This window comes from Bacteroidota bacterium (assembly GCA_018692315.1).
Lineage (GTDB): Bacteria > Bacteroidota > Bacteroidia > Bacteroidales > JABHKC01 > JABHKC01.
This window is the reverse complement of sequence record JABHKC010000096.1, coordinates 1-19,513: the sequence shown is the minus strand read 5'-3', so window position 1 is coordinate 19,513 and position 19,513 is coordinate 1. Positions and strand designations below refer to the sequence as shown.

At 31.4% G+C, this 19,513-nt stretch carries 14 protein-coding genes and 1 tRNA gene; 8 read left to right on the top strand and 7 right to left on the bottom strand.

The genetic code is table 11. The features are described 5' to 3' along the window. Positions 1-712: 712 nt before the first annotated feature. The 4 genes from HN894_07970 (at position 713) to HN894_07955 (ending at position 6,898) form a co-directional block, all read left to right on the top strand. Positions 713-2,182: a sulfatase-like hydrolase/transferase gene (locus HN894_07970; protein MBT7143260.1), complete on the top strand. Its 1,470-nt coding sequence runs from the start codon at positions 713-715 to the stop codon at positions 2,180-2,182. 5 nt (positions 2,183-2,187) lie between these two features. Next, complete coding sequence (locus HN894_07965) at positions 2,188-3,720, top strand: arylsulfatase (GenBank protein MBT7143259.1); 1,533 nt, start codon at positions 2,188-2,190, stop codon at positions 3,718-3,720. A 288-nt stretch (positions 3,721-4,008) separates the two neighbouring features. Continuing rightward, on the top strand, positions 4,009-4,902 hold the full coding sequence (locus HN894_07960) for a hypothetical protein (protein MBT7143258.1): 894 nt from the start codon (positions 4,009-4,011) through the stop codon (positions 4,900-4,902). A gap of 253 nt (positions 4,903-5,155) precedes the next feature. Further along, positions 5,156-6,898 (top strand): hypothetical protein, encoded by a 1,743-nt coding sequence (locus tag HN894_07955; protein MBT7143257.1) that lies wholly within the window; start codon positions 5,156-5,158, stop codon positions 6,896-6,898. Positions 6,899-7,711: 813 nt separating this feature from the next. On the opposite strand, the gene HN894_07950 is transcribed toward HN894_07955, so the two are convergent. After that, positions 7,712-7,785: transfer RNA gene (locus tag HN894_07950), tRNA-Ala, on the bottom strand. Between the two features lie 133 nt (positions 7,786-7,918). Here HN894_07950 and HN894_07945 point away from each other — a divergent pair. From HN894_07945 to HN894_07935, 3 genes are all read left to right on the top strand, one after another. Beyond that, positions 7,919-8,656, top strand: coding sequence for a DUF1295 domain-containing protein (locus HN894_07945; protein MBT7143256.1), 738 nt, complete (start codon positions 7,919-7,921; stop codon positions 8,654-8,656). A 41-nt stretch (positions 8,657-8,697) separates the two neighbouring features. Then, entirely contained in the window at positions 8,698-9,624 is a 927-nt protein-coding gene (locus tag HN894_07940) for a bile acid:sodium symporter family protein (GenBank protein MBT7143255.1), read from the top strand. A gap of 81 nt (positions 9,625-9,705) precedes the next feature. Then, positions 9,706-11,046, top strand: a complete 1,341-nt coding sequence (locus HN894_07935; GenBank protein ID MBT7143254.1) for a hypothetical protein — start codon at positions 9,706-9,708, stop codon at positions 11,044-11,046. A gap of 99 nt (positions 11,047-11,145) precedes the next feature. On the opposite strand, the gene metG is transcribed toward HN894_07935, so the two are convergent. The 6 genes from metG to HN894_07905 are packed head-to-tail and all read right to left on the bottom strand — an operon-like array spanning position 11,146 to position 19,052. After that, positions 11,146-13,194 carry a methionine--tRNA ligase gene (gene metG / locus HN894_07930; protein ID MBT7143253.1) on the bottom strand — a complete coding sequence of 683 codons (2,049 nt, stop codon included), beginning with the start codon at positions 13,192-13,194 and terminating at the stop codon, positions 11,146-11,148. A gap of 54 nt (positions 13,195-13,248) precedes the next feature. Further along, positions 13,249-13,776: a hypothetical protein gene (locus HN894_07925; GenBank protein ID MBT7143252.1), complete on the bottom strand. Its 528-nt coding sequence runs from the start codon at positions 13,774-13,776 to the stop codon at positions 13,249-13,251. Positions 13,777-13,801: 25 nt separating this feature from the next. Beyond that, positions 13,802-14,857 (bottom strand): RES family NAD+ phosphorylase, encoded by a 1,056-nt coding sequence (locus tag HN894_07920; GenBank protein MBT7143251.1) that lies wholly within the window; start codon positions 14,855-14,857, stop codon positions 13,802-13,804. A 2-nt stretch (positions 14,858-14,859) separates the two neighbouring features. Then, a complete protein-coding gene (locus HN894_07915) occupies positions 14,860-15,795 on the bottom strand; it encodes a sce7725 family protein (GenBank protein ID MBT7143250.1) in 936 nt (311 codons plus the stop codon). Next, complete coding sequence (locus HN894_07910) at positions 15,777-16,661, bottom strand: sce7726 family protein (protein MBT7143249.1); 885 nt, start codon at positions 16,659-16,661, stop codon at positions 15,777-15,779. The genes HN894_07915 and HN894_07910 overlap by 19 nt, the downstream gene beginning before the upstream one ends. Before the next feature lie 33 nt (positions 16,662-16,694). Beyond that, positions 16,695-19,052, bottom strand: coding sequence for a T9SS type A sorting domain-containing protein (locus HN894_07905; GenBank protein ID MBT7143248.1), 2,358 nt, complete (start codon positions 19,050-19,052; stop codon positions 16,695-16,697). 137 nt (positions 19,053-19,189) lie between these two features. Here HN894_07905 and HN894_07900 point away from each other — a divergent pair, with 137 nt between their 5' ends. Then, positions 19,190-19,405, top strand: a complete 216-nt coding sequence (locus tag HN894_07900) for a hypothetical protein (GenBank protein ID MBT7143247.1) — start codon at positions 19,190-19,192, stop codon at positions 19,403-19,405. Positions 19,406-19,513 lie beyond the last annotated feature (108 nt).

The window sequence follows — 19,513 nt, the reverse complement described above, 5'->3', positions numbered from 1 at the left end:
TTTATATCTGCCTACATATGAGCATATTACGTTCATAGGATTCGTTTTTCGGGTACTACGGATTTTGTAATTTCAATATTTTCAACGAACTAAATTTCAAGTTGCAAAGTTAACAAAATATTATTTAGAATAGTTCTAAAGCTATAGGTAATATACTTGAGAGAAATAGCTTAATTAAACAAGTATATCCAATAGAAACAAACATTGTAGTTGCTGAATTTCCTGAAAATATTTTAGCTGCAGATTTTGTAAATATTTTGGCTGATAAAAATATATCCTGTGTTCCTTTTGGCAAACATTTAGTTCGTTTTGTTACTCATATGGATTTCACTCAAAATGACTTAGATTATTTTGAAAAAGAGATAAAGAATATTACTTCATTATATTGAGGAATAATTAAGTTTTCAACCACCACCACTAATACTTAAGAATATAAAAAAAAGCGTAAAACTGCTGAGCCGGGCTAAGAAGTTTTTTGTTTTTTGTTGAATTAAACCCAAGTCAGCCGAAATTTTGGATAGGATTTTTCTTATACAATTTTCATTTATCGAATTTTTGAAGGATGGAGGAATTTTCGGTTTGTCTTCCAAAGTTTGGCTCAAAATTGAGTAGTGATTATTTTCAATATTTTCTCATCTTTACATCTTTATAATTTATGAGACTATTACTAAATTACTAAGTAATATAGGTTTGTGTATCCTAAATAATTGGAATGAAAAATCTTAAAAGTTTTGTTAAAGTTGCTGGTGTTGGGTCTGCATTCATAATTGGAGGATGTAATGATGATATAAAAATAAATAAGGAATCTTCAGATACTCCAAATGTTTTATTAATTGTTGTTGATGATCAGGGTTATGCAGATCTTTCATGTGCAGGTTTAACAGATGACGTTTCCACACCAAATATTGACAGGCTTAGTAAAAGTGGAGTGAGATTTACTAATGCTTATGCAAGTTCGCCTATTAGTAGTCCATCCAGAGGAGGATTACTAACCGGATGTTACCAGCAACGCTGGGGAACTAAATGGTATGGTGGACCTGGAATTGGTGATTCAACTTTCGCAACAATTCCTGAATTGCTCAAACCAAATGGATATAACACAGCCTACATAGGGAAAGTGCATTATGGTAGTCATGATTCTGATACAACGCACCGAAGCTTCCCGTTAAATCATGGTTTCGATTATTATTTTGGGCACACATCTCCAAGAAAGCATTATCTTAACCATAATGATGAAAGAGAATCCAAATTCCTGAAAGTAAAAGAAGAAAATGAAAGCTGGGGGCAAAGCCTGAGACAGGGAGCCCTTTGGGAGAATACAAGCAAACTGGATACTTTTGCTTTCTCCACCCAACTGTTTGGAACAAAAGCATGTGAATATATTGAGCAGAACAAAGGCAATAAATTTTTTCTGCAACTTTCTTTTAATGCAGTTCATAATTTCACCCATCAATTACCTAAGGAGTATCTTAAAGAAAACGGTCTCAAGGGATACCACGACTGGGATCCGTCAATGGAAGGGTACTATGAATGGTATCAGAAAGGGAGAAAACCCAACAATCCTGAAGGCAGAGAACATTATCTTGGTCAATTGTACTATCTGGATAAGGAAATTGGACGTGTTATGGATTGTCTCGAATCAAATGATATTCTTAAAAACACCATTGTTTTTTATGTCAGCGATAATGGTGGTTCAACACCCATTTATGCGAATAATTATCCATTAAGAGGATCTAAGTACTTGCTTTATGAAGGTGGAATAAGAGTACCAATGATCATTTCATATACTGGTGTTGTGAAAGAAAATCAAGTGCTGGATAACATAGTTTCCGGAATGGATATTCTTCCTACTATATGTATGGCAACTGATCTTAATATCCCTTCAAATATAAATGGTATAAGCTTATTAGACCTTGTGAGTGGGAAAGAAGTTGAAACTGCCCACGATACTTTGTATTGGTTTACCGGTCATGAATATGCTGTAAGAGCCGGAAAGTGGAAATTATTTGTTTCAACAGATGACAGAAATGCTAAGTATGAGATGGTTGAAGTTGAGCTTGGAGAATTTTTGTTTGATCTGGAGACTGATCCGGGAGAGACTACAAACTTGGCTAATGATTATCCGGAAGTTTTCGAACAGCTAAAACACTCATTTAAATACTGGAAAGAATCCCTTAAATAACAAACATGAAAAATTCAGGGAGATATACATCATTAATTTTATTATCAACATTAACATTCTCAGGATGTCAGGAAAATAATTCAAGAAGCAATGACAGACCAAATATCATTCTTATTCTTGCTGATGACCTGGGATATGGAGAACTAGGCTGTTATGGGCAAGAGAAAATTGAAACTCCTAATATTGATGCCCTTTCTGAAAAAGGAGTAAGGTTTACTCAACATTATTCAGGATCTGCTGTAAGTGCTCCTTCACGATGCTCATTACTTTCCGGACTACATCCTGGTCATATGTCAATAAGAGGGAATCACGAGTGGGGAAGCAGGGGAGATGTATGGAATTACCGGTCTATGATAAATGACTCAACTCTTGAAGGTCAGTATCCAATGCCTGATTCTGTTACTATTGCAACATTACTAAAACACGCTGGATATAAGACCGGAATGGTTGGGAAATGGGGATTAGGTGCTCCGCATTCAAACAGTGTCCCTAACAAGATGAGATTTGATTATTTCTGTGGATACAACTGCCAGAGGATTGCACATACCTATTACCCGGTTCATTTGTGGGAAAATGATCATAGAATATTGCTTGGTAATGATACTGTTAAACCGCATTTAGGATTAGCGGAAGGTTCTGATCCAAATAGTCCGGATAGCTATTCAAACTTTAGCTTATCAACTTACGCTCCTGATGTGATGCAGGAAAAGATGCTTTCATTTATAGAAGAAAACAAGTCTGAACCATTCTTCATGTATTGGGCAAGTCCGATTCCACACCTGCCATTGCAAGCCCCACAAAGATGGGTTGATTACTATCATGATAAATTTGGTGATGAGGATCCATTGATAAATGCCTCTTACTATCCTCATAGATATCCTCGTGCAGCATATGCAGCAATGATTTCCTATCTTGATGAACAAGTTGGCGAATTGCTAACTAAGCTTAAAGAACTTGGAATCTATGAAAACAGCATAATCATTTTTACCAGTGATAATGGCCCTACCTATATTGATGCTGATGTTCAATGGTTTGAAAGTGCCGGTATCCTGAAGACTGATTCAAAAACCAATAAAGGATATTTGAATGAAGGAGGAATTAGAGTTCCAATGATTGTATCATGGCCGGCAGAGATAAAAAACTCTTTTGAAAGTGATCATATTTCTGCTTTCTGGGATATTATGCCAACACTTACAGAGATAGCCGGAACAATGACTCCTGATAATAACGATGGAATAAGTTTTCTTCCGGAGCTACTTGGGCAGAAACAAAATAAGCATGATCATCTTTATTGGGAGTTTAGTGGCTATAGTGGTCAGCAAGCTCTTAGAATGGGTCCTTGGAAAGCCATCCGTAAGAATATTAAAAAAGGGAATCTGGATATTGAACTTTATAATCTTGAGACAGATATCCTTGAAGAAAATAATATTGCAAAGCAAAAGCCAGATTTAATGGATCAAATAGATTCAATATTTAGAACTGAACATACTATATCACCTATAGAGAGGTTTAGGTTTGATATTTTTGGGGAGGAGTAAACCAATTAATTTTATCAATTTCTGCAAATTTTAAATCATGCTTAAAACTTTTCAGTTTTCTTTACTAATTGATTTTCTTCATTCCAATCCTTTTTAAATATTTCTATTCCTGTCTTAAAAAAACAGCCCAGTATCCCGTAAATTCATTTTTTTTCTCCATCTTTACATATTTAATGAGATTAAAAAAGATGATTTTACAAGATTATTACTGAATTAGCTGGCTTGGGTTTAGTTCAACAATAAATAAAAATCATTGACAACGCCATTATATTAAGAACGTTAGATTTTATGAAAATAAGAATCTTAATAATACTTTTTTTAAGTGGAATTAGTTTGTATTCTCAAACACCATTTAAATATTACTATAATGATAGTTTGTTGTTTGTAAAAGATGAAAATAAACCTTTCTCTGGGACATATGAAGAATATTATAATGGTCCTGTTAAAATAAGAGCAGAATATAAAAATGGTTGTAAAAATGGTAAATATTTGGAATTCAATTACAGCAGTAAGAGATTAATAAAAGACTTTTCATACATGAATAATAAACTTCATGGTATATCAAAAACATATTACAAACATAATAAATATTGGAATTATTTAATATCAAGAGAAGAATATGAAGAAGGAAAATTAATTGATGGTTACTATTGGCATGAATCTGGTCAATTGCAAAAAATCAATATTAATGGAGAAATATCTCAATTTGATGTTGATAGTTCAATCCAAGTAATAATACCTTTTATTGAAGGTCAATATTTTGATTTACTATCAGAATATGAAAATGAAGATAATTACCATGGTTATTTTGAAAATTACATTGATAGAAAAGTCTTTAATTCACAAGATAGTATATATTTAAAAGTAGCAAAGGTTATTTGCAGTGATTGTTGGGGTCCTGAATTACTTTTGTTAGATACAATTTTAGTTCAAGAATATAAAGTAAAATCTTATGGATTTGATTTAACTGCTTACACAAATGAAAATGGGTCACATTTCCATAAGCATAAAAGTTCAATACAAAGTAATTTTTTAGATAATGAAATAGTTAATACTTTTAAAGATTGTTATAAAGGTTGGATACATTTATCAGATATTATAATTGAAGATAAATATAGGATTGAATACGAGCTGCCAAATATAAGATATTTATTTGAAAAACAACAAAATCTAATCGAGTAGGCAGCTGACGGTCAAATAACCACCAGTGCATCTCTCACACAACTAAGCGTACAATTCTCGTACTTGGCGGTTCATTAAGCAAAAGAAAGTTTGAGTTGTACCTCTGATGGCATAGTTGTTCAAGAAACTTGTAATTGAGCATGTAAGAAGCACTATAAAGAAGACATTATTATAAACTCGAAAACAAAATGATTTTTGATTTAGTTATGATGAAATAGCTATATTTGAAAAATGAAATGGAAAATATTTACTAATGATTGATTTATCAAAATACCATATTGAGTTAAACAAAATTATTGATTTTTTATTAGAAAATAGAAATCAAAGGTTTATGTATCACAAGATTAAATCTAATATATTACCTAATATTGATGACGATTTATTAATAATATTAATAAAGAAATTAATTAAAGATAATATTGTGTCAAATGAACAAGCAGTAGGTAAAGGTGGTTCATATGACCAAATATGGAAAAATGAATATACTGCTGAATTTAAAAGACAGGGTGCGTACAAGCCAATAAATAATAAATATAGCAACAGAGAGTTAATGCAAATGACCATTGATGAAATGAACAGAAGCATTCACGAACCCAGATCAGATGGTAAAGTGCCACCTAAAGTGGGAGCTATACTTTTATTTCCTGATGGCAGAATTGAGAAAGCATATAGAGGTCAGTTACGAGAAGGCGACCATGCAGAATTTACTTTATTAGAACGTAAATTGGGGGATAAAAATTTGGAAGGTTGTATTCTGTTTACCACATTAGAGCCTTGTGTAGAAAGAAATCCTCCAAAAGTACCTTGTTGCAAACGAACAACTAATGCACGTATTAGAAAAGTATTTGTTGGCATTGAAGATAAACATCCCTCTGTTGACGGAAAAGGAATTAAGCACTTGGAAGATAATGGCGTTGAGGTAAAAATGTTCGACAGGGATTTGCAAAAAGTGATTGAAAAAGAAAATGCCCAATTTTTAAAACAGTCCTTAAAGAGAAAACGAGAAAAAGAAATTGAGGATTTAAGAACACCTTTAGAAATGCCAATAGCAAGATATGATGCCTCTAAATTCTCAAATGTTGCCTTGCAAAAATTTATTGATGTAGCAAAATTGCCTTACAAAATTACAGATGAATCATTTTTGGAGTACATATCGGATTTTGGAGCAATGGAATGGAACGATAAAAGCAAGAAATTTATACCAACGGGATTTGGTGTTTTGTTATTTGGAAACAATCCTCGTTCTAAATATCCACAAGCTGTATTAAAAGCTCACGTTATTTATGGCAATAAAAAAGTAGAGCCAAAAGATTTTTCCGAACCTTTAGTTTTACTCCCTGATTTAATTGAAGAATGGTTGCATAAAGTTTTGCCATTAGCAAAAGACACAAGTAGTTTTAAAAGAAATGATGTAGCCGATTTTCCAACTGGTGTTCTTCGTGAAGCCATTGTAAATGCCCTTGTACACAGAGATTATGAAGATGCTTCTGCCAAATGTGAACTTAAAATTGATGGCAATAAAATTATTGTTAATAGTCCTGGGAAACCATTGCCTGCAATTACAATGGAAGAATTAAATTCGTTTGAAGCGCCATCACTAAGTCGTAACCCAATTCTTACTTATGCGTATAGTTTAATGCATTATGTAGAAGAAAAAGGTTTTGGCATGGCAACCTTTAAATCTATGAAAGAAGAGTTTGATTTACCAATTCCTCACTACTCATTCAAAAGTCCATTTTTATCATTGACTTTTCCAAGAAATGTAGAATCTGTTAAAGAGGTAATTAAGAAAGAGACTATTCAAGAATTAAGTAAAAAGGAATTGGTCTCGTTTGAAATTTTCAGAAGCAATAAACCCATTTCAAAATATGAGTTTGTAGAATATTCTGGTTTAGCTAATCGAACAGCTGAAAGACTATTGAAAAGGTTTGTTGATTTAGAGTTAATTAAAACTGAAGGATCTGGTCGTAGCACAAAATATATTATCAATGAATAATTTACTCGCCATTTGTTCGCCATTTTGGCGAGAAAAGAACAATGCCACATATACATATTGAAAACTCTCGCCATTTGTTCGCCATTTTGGCGAGAAAAGGAATAGTTTGTTTAAATTTGAAAATAAGCCAAAGATAAAAAAGCACGACCGCACAATAAGTAGAACCATGAGCGGTTTGAAAAACCAAGCGAGTAGTTGGTGTTGTACATAGTTCTGATTATAGAACTAATGGTAGTTTGAAATTTTGCTATGTACTTAGAAAGGTTTATGTAGTTTTAATAGAGGAGAGCATATAGATTAACATAGGGGGACGGGTAAATTCCTTGAGAGGCGTTTATTTGTAGAACATTGTGGAGTCATCTGTATTTACACGCAAAATTAGACATCTAAATTCGTAGATATATATAGAATGCTTTTTATGTCATTTTTCTGAAATTTCATTAATCGTGTGGATAGAAACTATACCTTCTTTTTAGGGGGGGTAGTCAATAAACCGAAAGTGTATCAAAACACTATTATATGTAACAGTATATTATATTCAGCGGTGCATTATATTAAGTATGTTTTTATTATCAAAAATGGTTTAATACCCCGATGCTCTGCATCGGAAAAAATAAAAGAAATCCAATTTGATACCTCGTAGCTCTGCTGCGGGGTAGTTCATTAAGTTCATTATTAATGTTTGAATTTTTTGTTATTTTTCGTTCTCCAAAATATTTTTTGCTGTAATAAAAATCAAAATGTTAGTTATTTTGTTAGTAAACGAAATACATGTTATATTAAATAATAGATGTAACTGTCTGATTTTCAAAGTGGAGATTAGGGGAGTCGAACCCCTGACCTCTTGACTGCCAGTCAAACGCTCTAGCCAACTGAGCTAAATCCCCATTAAGAAGCGCCAAAATTATTAAATCTATTTAATACTCAAAACATTTTTTTTTCATTTCTTTTAATTAAACTTTGCACCAAGTTTTAAATTATTTAATATTGGTGATTTATTAATAGAAGAATAAAAATGTTATGGCGTTGATTGAAGAATTTGACAAAACGGGGAATTGGCTTTTCAGAAGGCGTAGTTATTTGCCTCTATTTTTATATGTTTTTGCAACGATAGTTTTATTCATAGAGCAAAAAGAATTTTTGGAATTTACGAATATCTATTGGATTTTGGCATGTTATGCAGTTTCTGTTTTGGGTCTTATAATTAGGATTTTAGTTGTAGGATACACTCCAAAAGCAACTTCGGGTAGAAATACAAAAAAGCAAGTTGCAAACGAAATCAACACAAAAGGTATTTATTCGGTGGTTAGGCATCCATTATATCTTGGCAATTTTTTCATGTGGCTTGGTATTATTATTTATGTTGGAAATGGGTGGTTTATAGCTGTTTGTATCTTGCTTTTTTGGTTATATTACGAAAGAATTATGTTTGCTGAAGAAATGTTTGTTCGCAGCAAGTTTAGCAAAGAATATGAGAAATGGTCGGAAAATACTCCTGCATTTTTTCCAAAATTCAGAAAATGGGATAAAACCGATTTAAATTTTTCTATAAAAAATGTTTTGAAGCGCGAATATGGAGGTTTTTTTGCCACCATAATCTCCTTTGCCTATATCGACTTTTTAAAAAACTATTTAATCTATGATAAGTTTTATCTCGATTTTTTGTGGATGATTTTTCTAATTGCAGGTTTTGTAATTTTTATTGTTCTAAGAACTTTAAAAAAATCGACTAAAGTTTTGGATGTTTCAGGAAGATAATTGCAATTAACAATTAACAATTAACAATTAACAATTAACAGATGTATGAATCATTCATAAACTCGCTGAACGAACTCGATGGTATTGTGCTGAATTTCAGTAGCGATGGTTTGCTATTTATGAATATCACAATTGCATTTATAATGTTTGGCGTAGCTTTAGAGATAAAAATTGAAAATTTCAGGCGAATCTTGTCAAATCCAAAAAGTGCAATTATTGGAATTTTGTCTCAATTTTTGTTATTGCCTGCTGTAACTTTCCTTCTGGTTTGGCTAATTCAACCATCGTCGGCAGTTGCTCTTGGGATGATTCTTGTAGCAGCTTGTCCGGGAGGGAATATTTCAAATTTCATAAGTTCGCTGGCAAAAGGAAATATTGCACTTTCGGTTAGTTTAACAGCTTTTGCAACAACATTTTCGGGTTTTTTAACTCCCTTTAATTTTGTTTTTTGGGGTGGGCTTTACATGAAATTTTTACCTTTAGAGAAGCCAATGGAAATTCCTATTTTTCAGGTTTTTCAGACTGTTTTCATTTTGCTCGGTCTTCCATTAATTGGCGGAATCTGGTTTGCAAATAGATATCCGAAAATAACTAAACGTATTACTAAAACTGTGAAAATTGCATCAATAATTATTTTCATTGGATTTATTGTGGGTGCACTTGCTGCAAATTTCGATAATTTCATAAAATATGTTTATTTAATAATCCCGATTGTGTTGATACATAATTTGTTGGCACTTTTCACCGGATTCTCAGTGAGCAAATTGTTTCGTTTGCCAAATATTGATACAAAATCAGTTACCATAGAAACAGGAATTCAAAATTCGGGATTGGCCTTGGTACTAATTTTTAATAATAAAATATTTCCTGCTGGAATGGGAGGAATAGCTTTTATTGCTGCCTGGTGGGGAATTTGGCATATAATAAGCGGATTGTTAATTTCGTTTTTTTGGTCTAAAATGAAATGATATTTATGCTTCGATAATTATTTAAAGAAATTGAAAAGAAAATCTACGAAATAAAAATTATTTTCAAATAATTTAAGAAACATGAAGAAAAAGTCTTGGTTTTATAGCATTATAGGTAAGTATGTAGCTTTAATGTTAAGGATTTACTACAAAAAAATTGTAGCAGAAAATATTGAAAATATCCCAAAAGATGAAGCTTTTATTTTTGCACCTAATCATCAGAATGCTCTTATGGACCCGCTTGTGGTAATTTATACTTCTAAAACCCAACCATATTTTTTAGCACGAGCCGACATTTTTAAAAGATCTTTTATTTCAGCAATCCTTAACAAACTGCGAATCAGACCTGTTTATAGAATTCGCGATGGAAAAGATTCATTAAAAAAAAATAAAGACGTATTTAAGGATTCTATTAAGATATTAAAAAGTGGAATTCCATTAGGGCTTTTTCCTGAAACAACCCATAATAATAAGCGAGCAATGTTGCCAATAAAAAAAGGCGTTCAAAAAATCGCATTTCAGGCTGAAGAGGAAAATGATTTTGAATTGGGTCTGAAAATTCTACCTGTTGGAATTTGTTATAGCAACTATGAAAATTTTAGAACTGTTGTGTATGTAAGATTTGGTACTCCTTTCACGGTTACTGAATTTAAAGATATTTATTTAGAAAATCAACAGAAGGCATTGTTAAAATTTCGTGATAAAATTGCCGAAAGTCTTCGCCCTCTAATGATTGACATTCAGAATAATGAATATTACCAAACTTATGAAAATTCAATGGAAATTTGCAATTCCTCGATAAGAGAAAAACTAAATCTCCAAATAAATAATCAGCTATCAAAATTTACGGCCGACAAAAAGATTATAGAGCTTTTAGACATATATTATGAAAAATCGCCGGAGAATTTCAAAGTTTATAGCAAAAAGGTTCAAGAATATTCAAAAATATTAAAAGTTTTGAACCTTAGAGACTGGCTTGTAGAAAAGCGAATTTTTAGTTTTTCCGAAATATCCCTCGAAATTATTAGCTTGATCCTACTTTTACCAATAAATATTTTTGGCATTTTATTCAATTATTTGCCATATAAAATTCCAATGCTTGCTATAAAAAATGTAAAAGATCATCAGTTTCATAGTTCAATAAAATTTGTGGTGGGCTTGATAATTTTTCCGATTTTTTATTTGATTTATTGGATTGTTTTTTTCTTTACGACGAATTTTAATATAAGCCTATTTTTAATAATATGTTTGCCTTTCAGTGGCATACTTGCTTTTTCATCATATATTAAAGCTATAAAACTTAGTTCGAAATTTAAATTCTACAATTTATATCGAAAATCAGACAAAAAGCTTTTTCGCTCAATATGGCTCCGTGAAGAAATTATACGAGAAATGGAAGATATTTATATGTCAAATCAGTAGATAGCCCTATGTTTGTAGTTTGAAAATAATCGAACAGTTTTAATACATTGCTGTCCGAGAATTTAGAAATTATAAATATGCTAAATATTTCTGATATAATTATTTCACCTCCGAACCATTCGAAACATTCTTCGCCGGTGAAACAAAAACCAGCTCACCATCAGCATTTTCAGCCATAAGAATCATGCCTTGCGATTCGACACCACGAATTTTTCTTGCTTCAAGATTCACCAAAATGCTAACCTGCTTGCCAATAATATCTTCAGGTTTGTGATATTCGGCTATTCCTGAAATCATTGTTCGCCGGTCAATGCCGGTATCAACTTCGAGTTTCAAAAGTTTTTTGGTTTTTTTCACTTTTTCGGCACTTATAATTGTTCCTGTGCGAATATCCATTTTCATGAAATCGTCGTAAGCAATTGATTCTTTTTGTGGATTAGCTTCACAACTGTTCACAATGTTTTGCTTTTTTGTGGCAAGCAATTTTTCAATTTGAACTTCAACCTCTTTGTCTTCAATTTTTGCAAATAGTAGTTTTGCTTTGTTAATTTTATGCCCCGGACTTAGTAGAATTTCGCTTCCAATATTTTCCCAATCGGTTTTTTCAAATGCAAGAAAATCTGCAAGTTTTTTGGCCGACTTTGGCAAAAATGGTTCTAACAACATTGACAGATTTGCCGAAATTTGTAATGAGATATTTAATATAGTTTTTACTCTATCGACATCTGTTTTAAAAATTTTCCATGGTTCGGTGTCGGCAAGATATTTATTCCCCAATCTTGCTAAACTCATTGCTTCTTTCAAAGCTTCGCGAATTTTGAAATTTTCGAGATTCTCTTCAACTTTAGTTTTTATTGCAGGAATTTCCTGAAGAATGCTTTTGTCGTATTCAGTTATTTCAGAAATTTCAGGCAATATTCCATCAAAATATTTATGAGTCAAAACCAAAGCTCGGTTCACAAAATTTCCAAGAATAGCTACCAGTTCGTTGTTGTTTCTGGCCTGAAAATCTTTCCAGGTGAAATCGTTGTCTTTAGTTTCGGGGGCGTTTGCTGTGAGCACATAACGCAGCACATCTTCTTTGTCTTGAAAATCTTCGAGATATTCGTGTAGCCAGACTGCCCAGTTTTTCGATGTGGAAATTTTATCACCCTCGAGATTCAGAAATTCGTTTGCCGGAACATTATCGGTAAGAATAAAATCGCCATGACTTTTCAAAATTATTGGAAAAATTATGCAATGAAAAACTATATTGTCTTTCCCTATAAAATGTACCAGTCTGGTTTCGTCGTCTTGCCAATATTTTTTCCAGTCTTTTCCATTTTTTTCAGCCCACTCAATTGTATTCGAAATATAACCTATCGGAGCATCGAACCACACGTACAGGACTTTTCCATCGGCACCTTCCACAGGCACAGGAACTCCCCAATCGAGGTCGCGTGTAACTGCCCGCGACTCCAAACCTATGTCTTTAATCCAGGATTTGCACTGCCCGTAAACATTTGGTTTCCACTCTTTGTGGTCTTCTAAAATCCACTTTTCCAGAAAATCGGAATATTGGTCTAAAGGTAAATACCAGTGCTTTGTTTCTTTTTTCACTGGTTTGCTTCCGCTGATTGCCGATTTCGGATTTATTAAATCGTTCGGGCTTAAGGATGTCCCGCATTTCTCGCATTGGTCGCCATATGCTTCTTCGTTTTGGCAATGCGGACAGGTTCCGGTAATATAGCGATCGGCAAGAAATTGATTTGCTTCTTCGTCGAAATATTGCTCTGTTGTTTTTTCAATAAACTTGTTGTCGGTATGTAGTTTTTTGAAAATGTCGGCAGAGGTTTTATGATGAATTTTGGAGCTTGTTCGTGAATAAATATCGAAGGAAATTCCGAATTTCTCGAACGACTCTTTGTTTATTTTATGGTAGCGGTCAACGATTTCCTGAGGGGTTTTGTTTTCGTTTCTTGCTTTTATAGTAATAGGAACGCCATGTTCGTCGGAGCCGCAAACATAGATTGCTTCCTTTCCTTTCAATCGCAGATATCTTGCGTAGATATCGGCCGGAATATATACTCCTGCAAGATGCCCAATATGAACAGGCCCGTTTGCATATGGTAAAGCTGCTGTAATTAAATGCCGTTTATAATCTTTCATAATTTCAAATTTATTGTCGGCCGAAAACTAATACTTTTTTTTGAAAGTCGATGATTATCTTTTTGAGTCAAGTGTAATTTTAATGTCCTGCTCAGTCCAGAAATTAATTATTTTCTTTAGCTGCAAAATCATATAATGAGAATCAATTATAAAATCGAATTTGTGTGTTTTACCATTCGTTTTTATAATCAGATAATTGCTCAAATTATCTCCTTTCATTTCTTTATAAAACTCGGAAATATTTTCTTCCGGAAACTGATATTTTTCTTTTACAATTATTTCATCGGCATCTCTAATTGAAAAAGATTTTTCGATGGCAGCAGATTTTCCCAATATTTCAATTGAATGTTCGGAGATTTGAATATTCCTTTCGCCAACTAATTTTTCTACTTTTATTCTGGTTTTGTATAAAAATATCAGAAATACGATGAAAACTATGAAAATAATCAAACTATAAATAAAATGAAAATGCTGGCTTACAGAAACAAATCCAAGTGGTATCATTGCAAAAGTTGAGAGAATAAGCAATTTTCTCCTTAGCGAATAATATGTGGGGTTTTCTATAATTTTTGCTTTGAACATTTATTTTGGAAATTTGAGTAGTGAGTTATTCTTTAGATAATTCAGAATGCTCTAAATTTATATTATTAATCTCATATATTTTCGTGTTAATACATTCAAAATTTTCTGGATAGAAAATTGCTAAATTATAACCTTCTGGATACAATGAACTTTGATATTCTACGCCGTCAAAACCTAAAGATTTTATAAATTCTGATATGTATTGTGTCGGCAAGTAATCTAATTCTTTATCTCTTTTTCTTATTGGTAATGATATCTCTTTTTGTAGAGTTTTGATGAATGATGCATAAATCAAATATACATCTATAATTTCATTTTCAGACCAAGGGATAACATCATAATCAGGATTTCTTAAATCTAGTATTTTTATATTTTTTTTTAATCTGAATTCTCCAATAGTTACAAAATCAAATAGACTAGCTCTTGTTTCATAAAGTGAAGTTTCTAAGTTATTTGTTAAATACAAATATGAAATTCCTTTTGGATTTGCTCTGCCGCCTGAAGTAAGTTCTTTTGGAGGATTTCCCATTTCATCATGACTAAAACCGGTTCTCCCGGAAATTCTACATCTAAAATAGGTTCTCCCTCTACTAATTTCTTTAGTAAAAGCCTCATCATCTTTAAAAAACATTTTTAATTTATTTAAATCAATATGGTTCTCTTTTGTTATGTGGAAGCGATTTATAAATTTAATTTCATCTTTAAACCGATCCCAAATACTGTGGACTTCACTAGATTTAATATTTATAAGATCTTTCAATTGTAACGAAACATTATTGTTAAAAAGCTCCTGAAAATTATCAATTTCATCAGCAACAATTGATTTTAGTAATTCTTCACTTTTTATAACCTTATCACTTATTAATTGAAAATCAGATTTAATAGAATTCCAAATAGAAACTGTTGAATTTTCATCTGCTTCATAGAAATTTAAGATATTTCTAAAGAATTCTAATAACTTTTTTGAAGCATAAGTATATGTATTTTGTGTTTTACAAAAATCACAATTCCCTTTTTCTTTATTAGTTTGTATTATGTTATTTAAATACGAACTTGTAAAACAATGAGAGCAACAATTCATATCTAAATATTTTTAAGAACTATTTCTATGTGATTCATTATGGATATTTTTTTAACACTACCTAAACCTGGGAAATGACCACTTGCATAAAGGCCTTTAAAAATATCTACACCTTTTGAATCTATGTTATTTGCATTACACCAATTTACAAGTTTTTCAAGAGCTTCTGCAAACTTACCTCCAACATCGGAAGAGTCTTGATTTGAGTCAGATGTAAAATGCTGTACTTTAATTTTGTTATTATCAATGTATGAAAGGTGGATAGCAACAGCTCTTGGTAAAAATCCTGATTCGGAATAGTTGTCTCCAATAGTCAAAAAATCACTAAATCCTTTAAATCCATCTTCTACATAATATTTGTATTCTTCTGAAAAATCACTAACCGGAACATCTAAGTAATCTGCATTTTTAGCTAATCTTTTAAAATAATCGTCTAAACTAACCCTTGTGTCAAGTTTAAATTCTCTATAATATCTTCTGCTAGTTTTAGAAAAATAGATTAAATTGTATTTAATATCTAATTGTGATTCTAATTTATTTATTGTATTATTTTCAATTTCGGAATAATGTATTAAAGTAATTCCATTGTTATTGAGTTGAATATTTTTTAAAAATTCAATTATATTAGAAATATGTTGTTCAGTTTTTTTGTCCACAATAATTGCCAATTGAAAATTGGAATAAGCATTAATTTGTTCAGATAACATTTTGACAATTTTATCAAAAGGGTTTTCTATGCTGCCAACTTTTGGATTTAGGATAATATTGAAATTAATATTATTCTCTATCATTTTTTTTAAAGTACTTTTTAAAGTGCTAGATTCCTTGATAGGCTCAATTATTGGCGATATCTTATCTCTATATTTAAGCATTAGAGAGCTAAGTTCTCTTAGAGCTATTAATTCGAATTGTTTACCTCTTAAGTATGGGAAATACATTTTGAGTTTGTTTTATTTAGGAATGAATTTAATTCTTCATATTCTGCTTCAGAGAAATCTAATGAAAAGCATATATATTTTAAATAATTTGGTGCTTTTTCGCTTTTTAATAATTCAGGATTCTTTATATTTCTTTTTTTTAATATTTTTATTGCTGATTTTTGAAAATCAATAATATTAATTTGTTCACTTAGATTTAAACATTCACGAAACAATTTGGTATTAGGTACATCTGGAATTTTAATAGAGTATGCTTTTAAAACTTCTAAATATTCGTTCTGTCTTAAGATTTTAAATATTGTATAATGCTTCAAAAAAGAAGTGTTTTTATACGCTGGTTTTATTTCTTTTATCGCATTATTAGTCGTCAATTCTATAATGCCTACGGCAGTTTCTTTATATTTTTTAATTAGTTTTGAAATATGTTTTGGGCTAGAAACAATATAAACTTTAGAGGCAAAATGAAAATAATCAAATATTTGTGTTTCTAATTTTGCAAGACTATCCAATTCTGTTTTTATTTCAAAGATTTGAACCTCCCCATTTAGTAACACAAAATCGGCAATTGATTTGTTTATCTTAAGCTCGTTAATAGCCGCAGTACTTCTATGGCTATAATTTTTTATTAATTTTTTATTAATTAAGATATTCTTATAAATATATTCGCTTTTATATGAAGATAGAAGTTTATTATATATCTTATTAAATAATTCTAAGTTAGTAATATTTTCTTTATAAGAAATATGCTTGTTAACTCTGGCAAAAGTATTATTGTATTCCCTTTTTCTAATAATTCTATTAAAATTGGCAGTTGTGAATAGTTGTGATAAACTCCTAAGACTTTCAATATTATTGTTAATAGTCATTATGCAAATTTATAAAAATCTCATAAAATAACTTTAATTTATAAAAAGCAATTTAGTAACATGAGTTTGAGTGCCGTCTTCGTTTGAGCAAAAAACCATATAAACTCCTGTATGTACGCGTTCTCCTGAAAAGTTATTCCCATTCCAAATTGCCTGACCTCCAAGAGCTGTTGTTTCAAAAACTAAATTTCCACTAACGTCAGTAATTTTTACATTTGAGTTTTCGACAACACCTTTTACAGTAATATCGCCCGAATAATTTTCTCTAACCGGATTCGGAAAAACATATATATCGTTGAAGTTATCTTTTGGCTCAATAGCTGTGCCTCTATACGAAATAATACCATTCGCAGTGCCAAAAAATACTTCTCCAGAATTTTCATCTATGGCAATGCTTGTAATAGTGTTCGATAAAAGTGGGCTATTGTCTGTATTAAAATTCAGAATTTGTTCTGTGCCGTCTTCCGACATTAAAAATACTCCGGCATTTTCGGTCCCGAACCATTTTCTGTTTGCTCCATCAATTTCGATAGCCGAAACTGTTTCTGTTTCAAGGAGATATTGTGCACTACCGTCAATTTCTAATATTACTTTTTGTGCATAAAAATTGGATTGATCGAATACCGAACTTGGATTATAATACACTAAAACTCCTTTATTTGTGCCTATCCAAATTGTTCCTTCACGGTCTTCAGCAATTGAAAATATATTGTTTGAGATTATTTTTCCGTTTTCATCTACTACATCAAATTGTTTGGTTTGGTCGTCTGCAAAATTTTCAATCGTACGATTATTATCAAATGCAAAAAGCCCATATCCTCTGGCTAAAACTACCCATTTGTGCCCATATTGTGTAACTAATATTTCACTAAGAGTGGGTGCATCTACAGTATTTCCATATGGAAAGCTTATCCATTTTTCGCCATTACTCCATGTTCCACTTGCTTTTTTTACTGAAATTGGATTTGCTACTTCAGAATTTGTTGCCCAAAGATTATTGTCATCATCGAAAACTAAACCTCCAACTCTAACATATTTGCTGCCGGGAATAATATTTTGAAGAGAACTGTTTGAGTCGTTGTAAATTTCAATTAATTCGCCATTCATAAATTCCAATATTCCGCCTCCCCAAGATGCTGCAAAAAGGTGTTTGTTATTTAATGGGTCTATTTTCACTTTAATAATATCAATCGCTTGAGACATTTTTGAAATAGAATTATTGTTGTAAGTATTCCATTCATTTTCGATGAAAGAAAAAACTTCGGCTTTGTTCCAAAGGTTAGTCCATGAACCATTTTTACCTCCTGTGGCAGCCCATAAATCTCCTTCAGCTATTTCAAGGTCAACTACTTTTGAATTGTCAGGCCCATTTGGATATATTGCCGGCTCAGCATTCCAATCGTTATTGGTTTTTATCAAACCAATTGTATTATCAGCTATCCATATTGTGTTTTCGTTATCAATTATTGCATGATGTGGATTTACACTTGAATGGCCATAAGTATATATCATATTTGTTCTTTCGAAATTTTGGTTATAAGTCAATAATTTCGATGTAGATGAAATTAATAATTTATCGTAACTTACGTCAAGAGAATAAATTCGCTTATTATATTCTGGTACAAAATAATCCCAACTTAGTCCATCATAAACATATAATGTATCATCATTAGTAGCTTCGTTTCGATAATTCATTAATACTTTCCCTCCAAAATATTCCAAACAATTAAATTCGCTATTAGCATTTGGGATATTTGTTATTTTATGCCAGTAGGCATAATTTGCAAGGTTCTGATTATTAATGTCTGCCTTATAAATCCCAGATTCGGTTGCAGCATACAAATTTGCACCATCAAACGTCAAATCTAAAACATTTATTTTTGTTCCATTGTTTCCAATGTAATATGTGTCCTTTATTTCTTTTTTGTCAAGATCGATCACAACTATTCCAAAGCCACAAGAGAGGTATGCGATGTTTCCCAAAAACAAAATATTGTTTATTGTTTTATTTCCAAGATTTGGTTTTCTTTTGATATCGCTAATGTTATATATAGTATTATTTTCGATTAAATCAATATTTGTATTGGAATAAGCTATCATCAATACTTCATTTTCCTGATGGTATCTTATAGAATTTATTCCAATATCGGACAATCCGGAGATTTTTGAATATTTTTCTACGGAATTATCATTTTTGTTGAAAGAGAATAATCCAATATCGGTCGAGCAATATATTTTGTTGTCGGCTTCGGCAACACATTTCGCGTGAGAGTATGGCAAATGTTCGCGCCAGTCGCCAATTGCCAATTGCGAAAATAAATGATTCGACAAAAAAAGTGTTAGTAGAAAAACAAATGATTGAATATTTTTATACATATTTTCGTTGTTCATATAAGTTCTCAATTTAATAGATAAATAACACTCCATTAACTATTATAATTTTAATTTTAGTATTTTCAATATTTTTTACTTTTGCAAAAGTATTTATTTTTATTTGAATGAATGCTGAGTGAAATAGATTTGAACCGATGAAGATATTAATTAACTGTGATAATGCAGACGAATATGTTGGTATTGGAACAAGCCAAAGTGAAAGAAATATAAGGGGACCTATTCAAAATGGGTTTCATAATCTTAGACTTTTTGGTCGTCAATTAATCAGCGTTACTGGGTTTGAAGTTCTTAATATTCAGGATAGATTTTACGGAGGCTATTATTCATCAAATCCTTATACATTATGGTAATACGACTTTTTTCATTTATAGCGATTATACTATTAATAAGCGCAAGCTGTGAAAAAGAACTTCATAAGCTCAGTATTGCAAAAACCCCTTATACTGGGAATGAGTTAA

What these genes read in the sequence shown, in the direction of transcription:
- HN894_07970 (MBT7143260.1), top strand. Translation starts at nt 713, where the DNA reads ATGAAAAATCTTAAAAGTTTTGTTAAAGTTGCTGGTGTTGGGTCTGCA.
- HN894_07965 (MBT7143259.1), top strand. Translation starts at nt 2,188, where the DNA reads ATGAAAAATTCAGGGAGATATACATCATTAATTTTATTATCAACATTA.
- HN894_07960 (MBT7143258.1), top strand. Translation starts at nt 4,009, where the DNA reads ATGAAAATAAGAATCTTAATAATACTTTTTTTAAGTGGAATTAGTTTG.
- HN894_07955 (MBT7143257.1), top strand. Translation starts at nt 5,156, where the DNA reads ATGATTGATTTATCAAAATACCATATTGAGTTAAACAAAATTATTGAT.
- HN894_07945 (MBT7143256.1), top strand. Translation starts at nt 7,919, where the DNA reads ATGGCGTTGATTGAAGAATTTGACAAAACGGGGAATTGGCTTTTCAGA.
- HN894_07940 (MBT7143255.1), top strand. Translation starts at nt 8,698, where the DNA reads ATGTATGAATCATTCATAAACTCGCTGAACGAACTCGATGGTATTGTG.
- HN894_07935 (MBT7143254.1), top strand. Translation starts at nt 9,706, where the DNA reads ATGAAGAAAAAGTCTTGGTTTTATAGCATTATAGGTAAGTATGTAGCT.
- metG (MBT7143253.1), bottom strand. Translation starts at nt 13,194, where the DNA reads ATGAAAGATTATAAACGGCATTTAATTACAGCAGCTTTACCATATGCA.
- HN894_07925 (MBT7143252.1), bottom strand. Translation starts at nt 13,776, where the DNA reads ATGTTCAAAGCAAAAATTATAGAAAACCCCACATATTATTCGCTAAGG.
- HN894_07920 (MBT7143251.1), bottom strand. Translation starts at nt 14,857, where the DNA reads ATGAATTGTTGCTCTCATTGTTTTACAAGTTCGTATTTAAATAACATA.
- HN894_07915 (MBT7143250.1), bottom strand. Translation starts at nt 15,795, where the DNA reads ATGTATTTCCCATACTTAAGAGGTAAACAATTCGAATTAATAGCTCTA.
- HN894_07910 (MBT7143249.1), bottom strand. Translation starts at nt 16,661, where the DNA reads ATGACTATTAACAATAATATTGAAAGTCTTAGGAGTTTATCACAACTA.
- HN894_07905 (MBT7143248.1), bottom strand. Translation starts at nt 19,052, where the DNA reads ATGAACAACGAAAATATGTATAAAAATATTCAATCATTTGTTTTTCTA.
- HN894_07900 (MBT7143247.1), top strand. Translation starts at nt 19,190, where the DNA reads ATGAAGATATTAATTAACTGTGATAATGCAGACGAATATGTTGGTATT.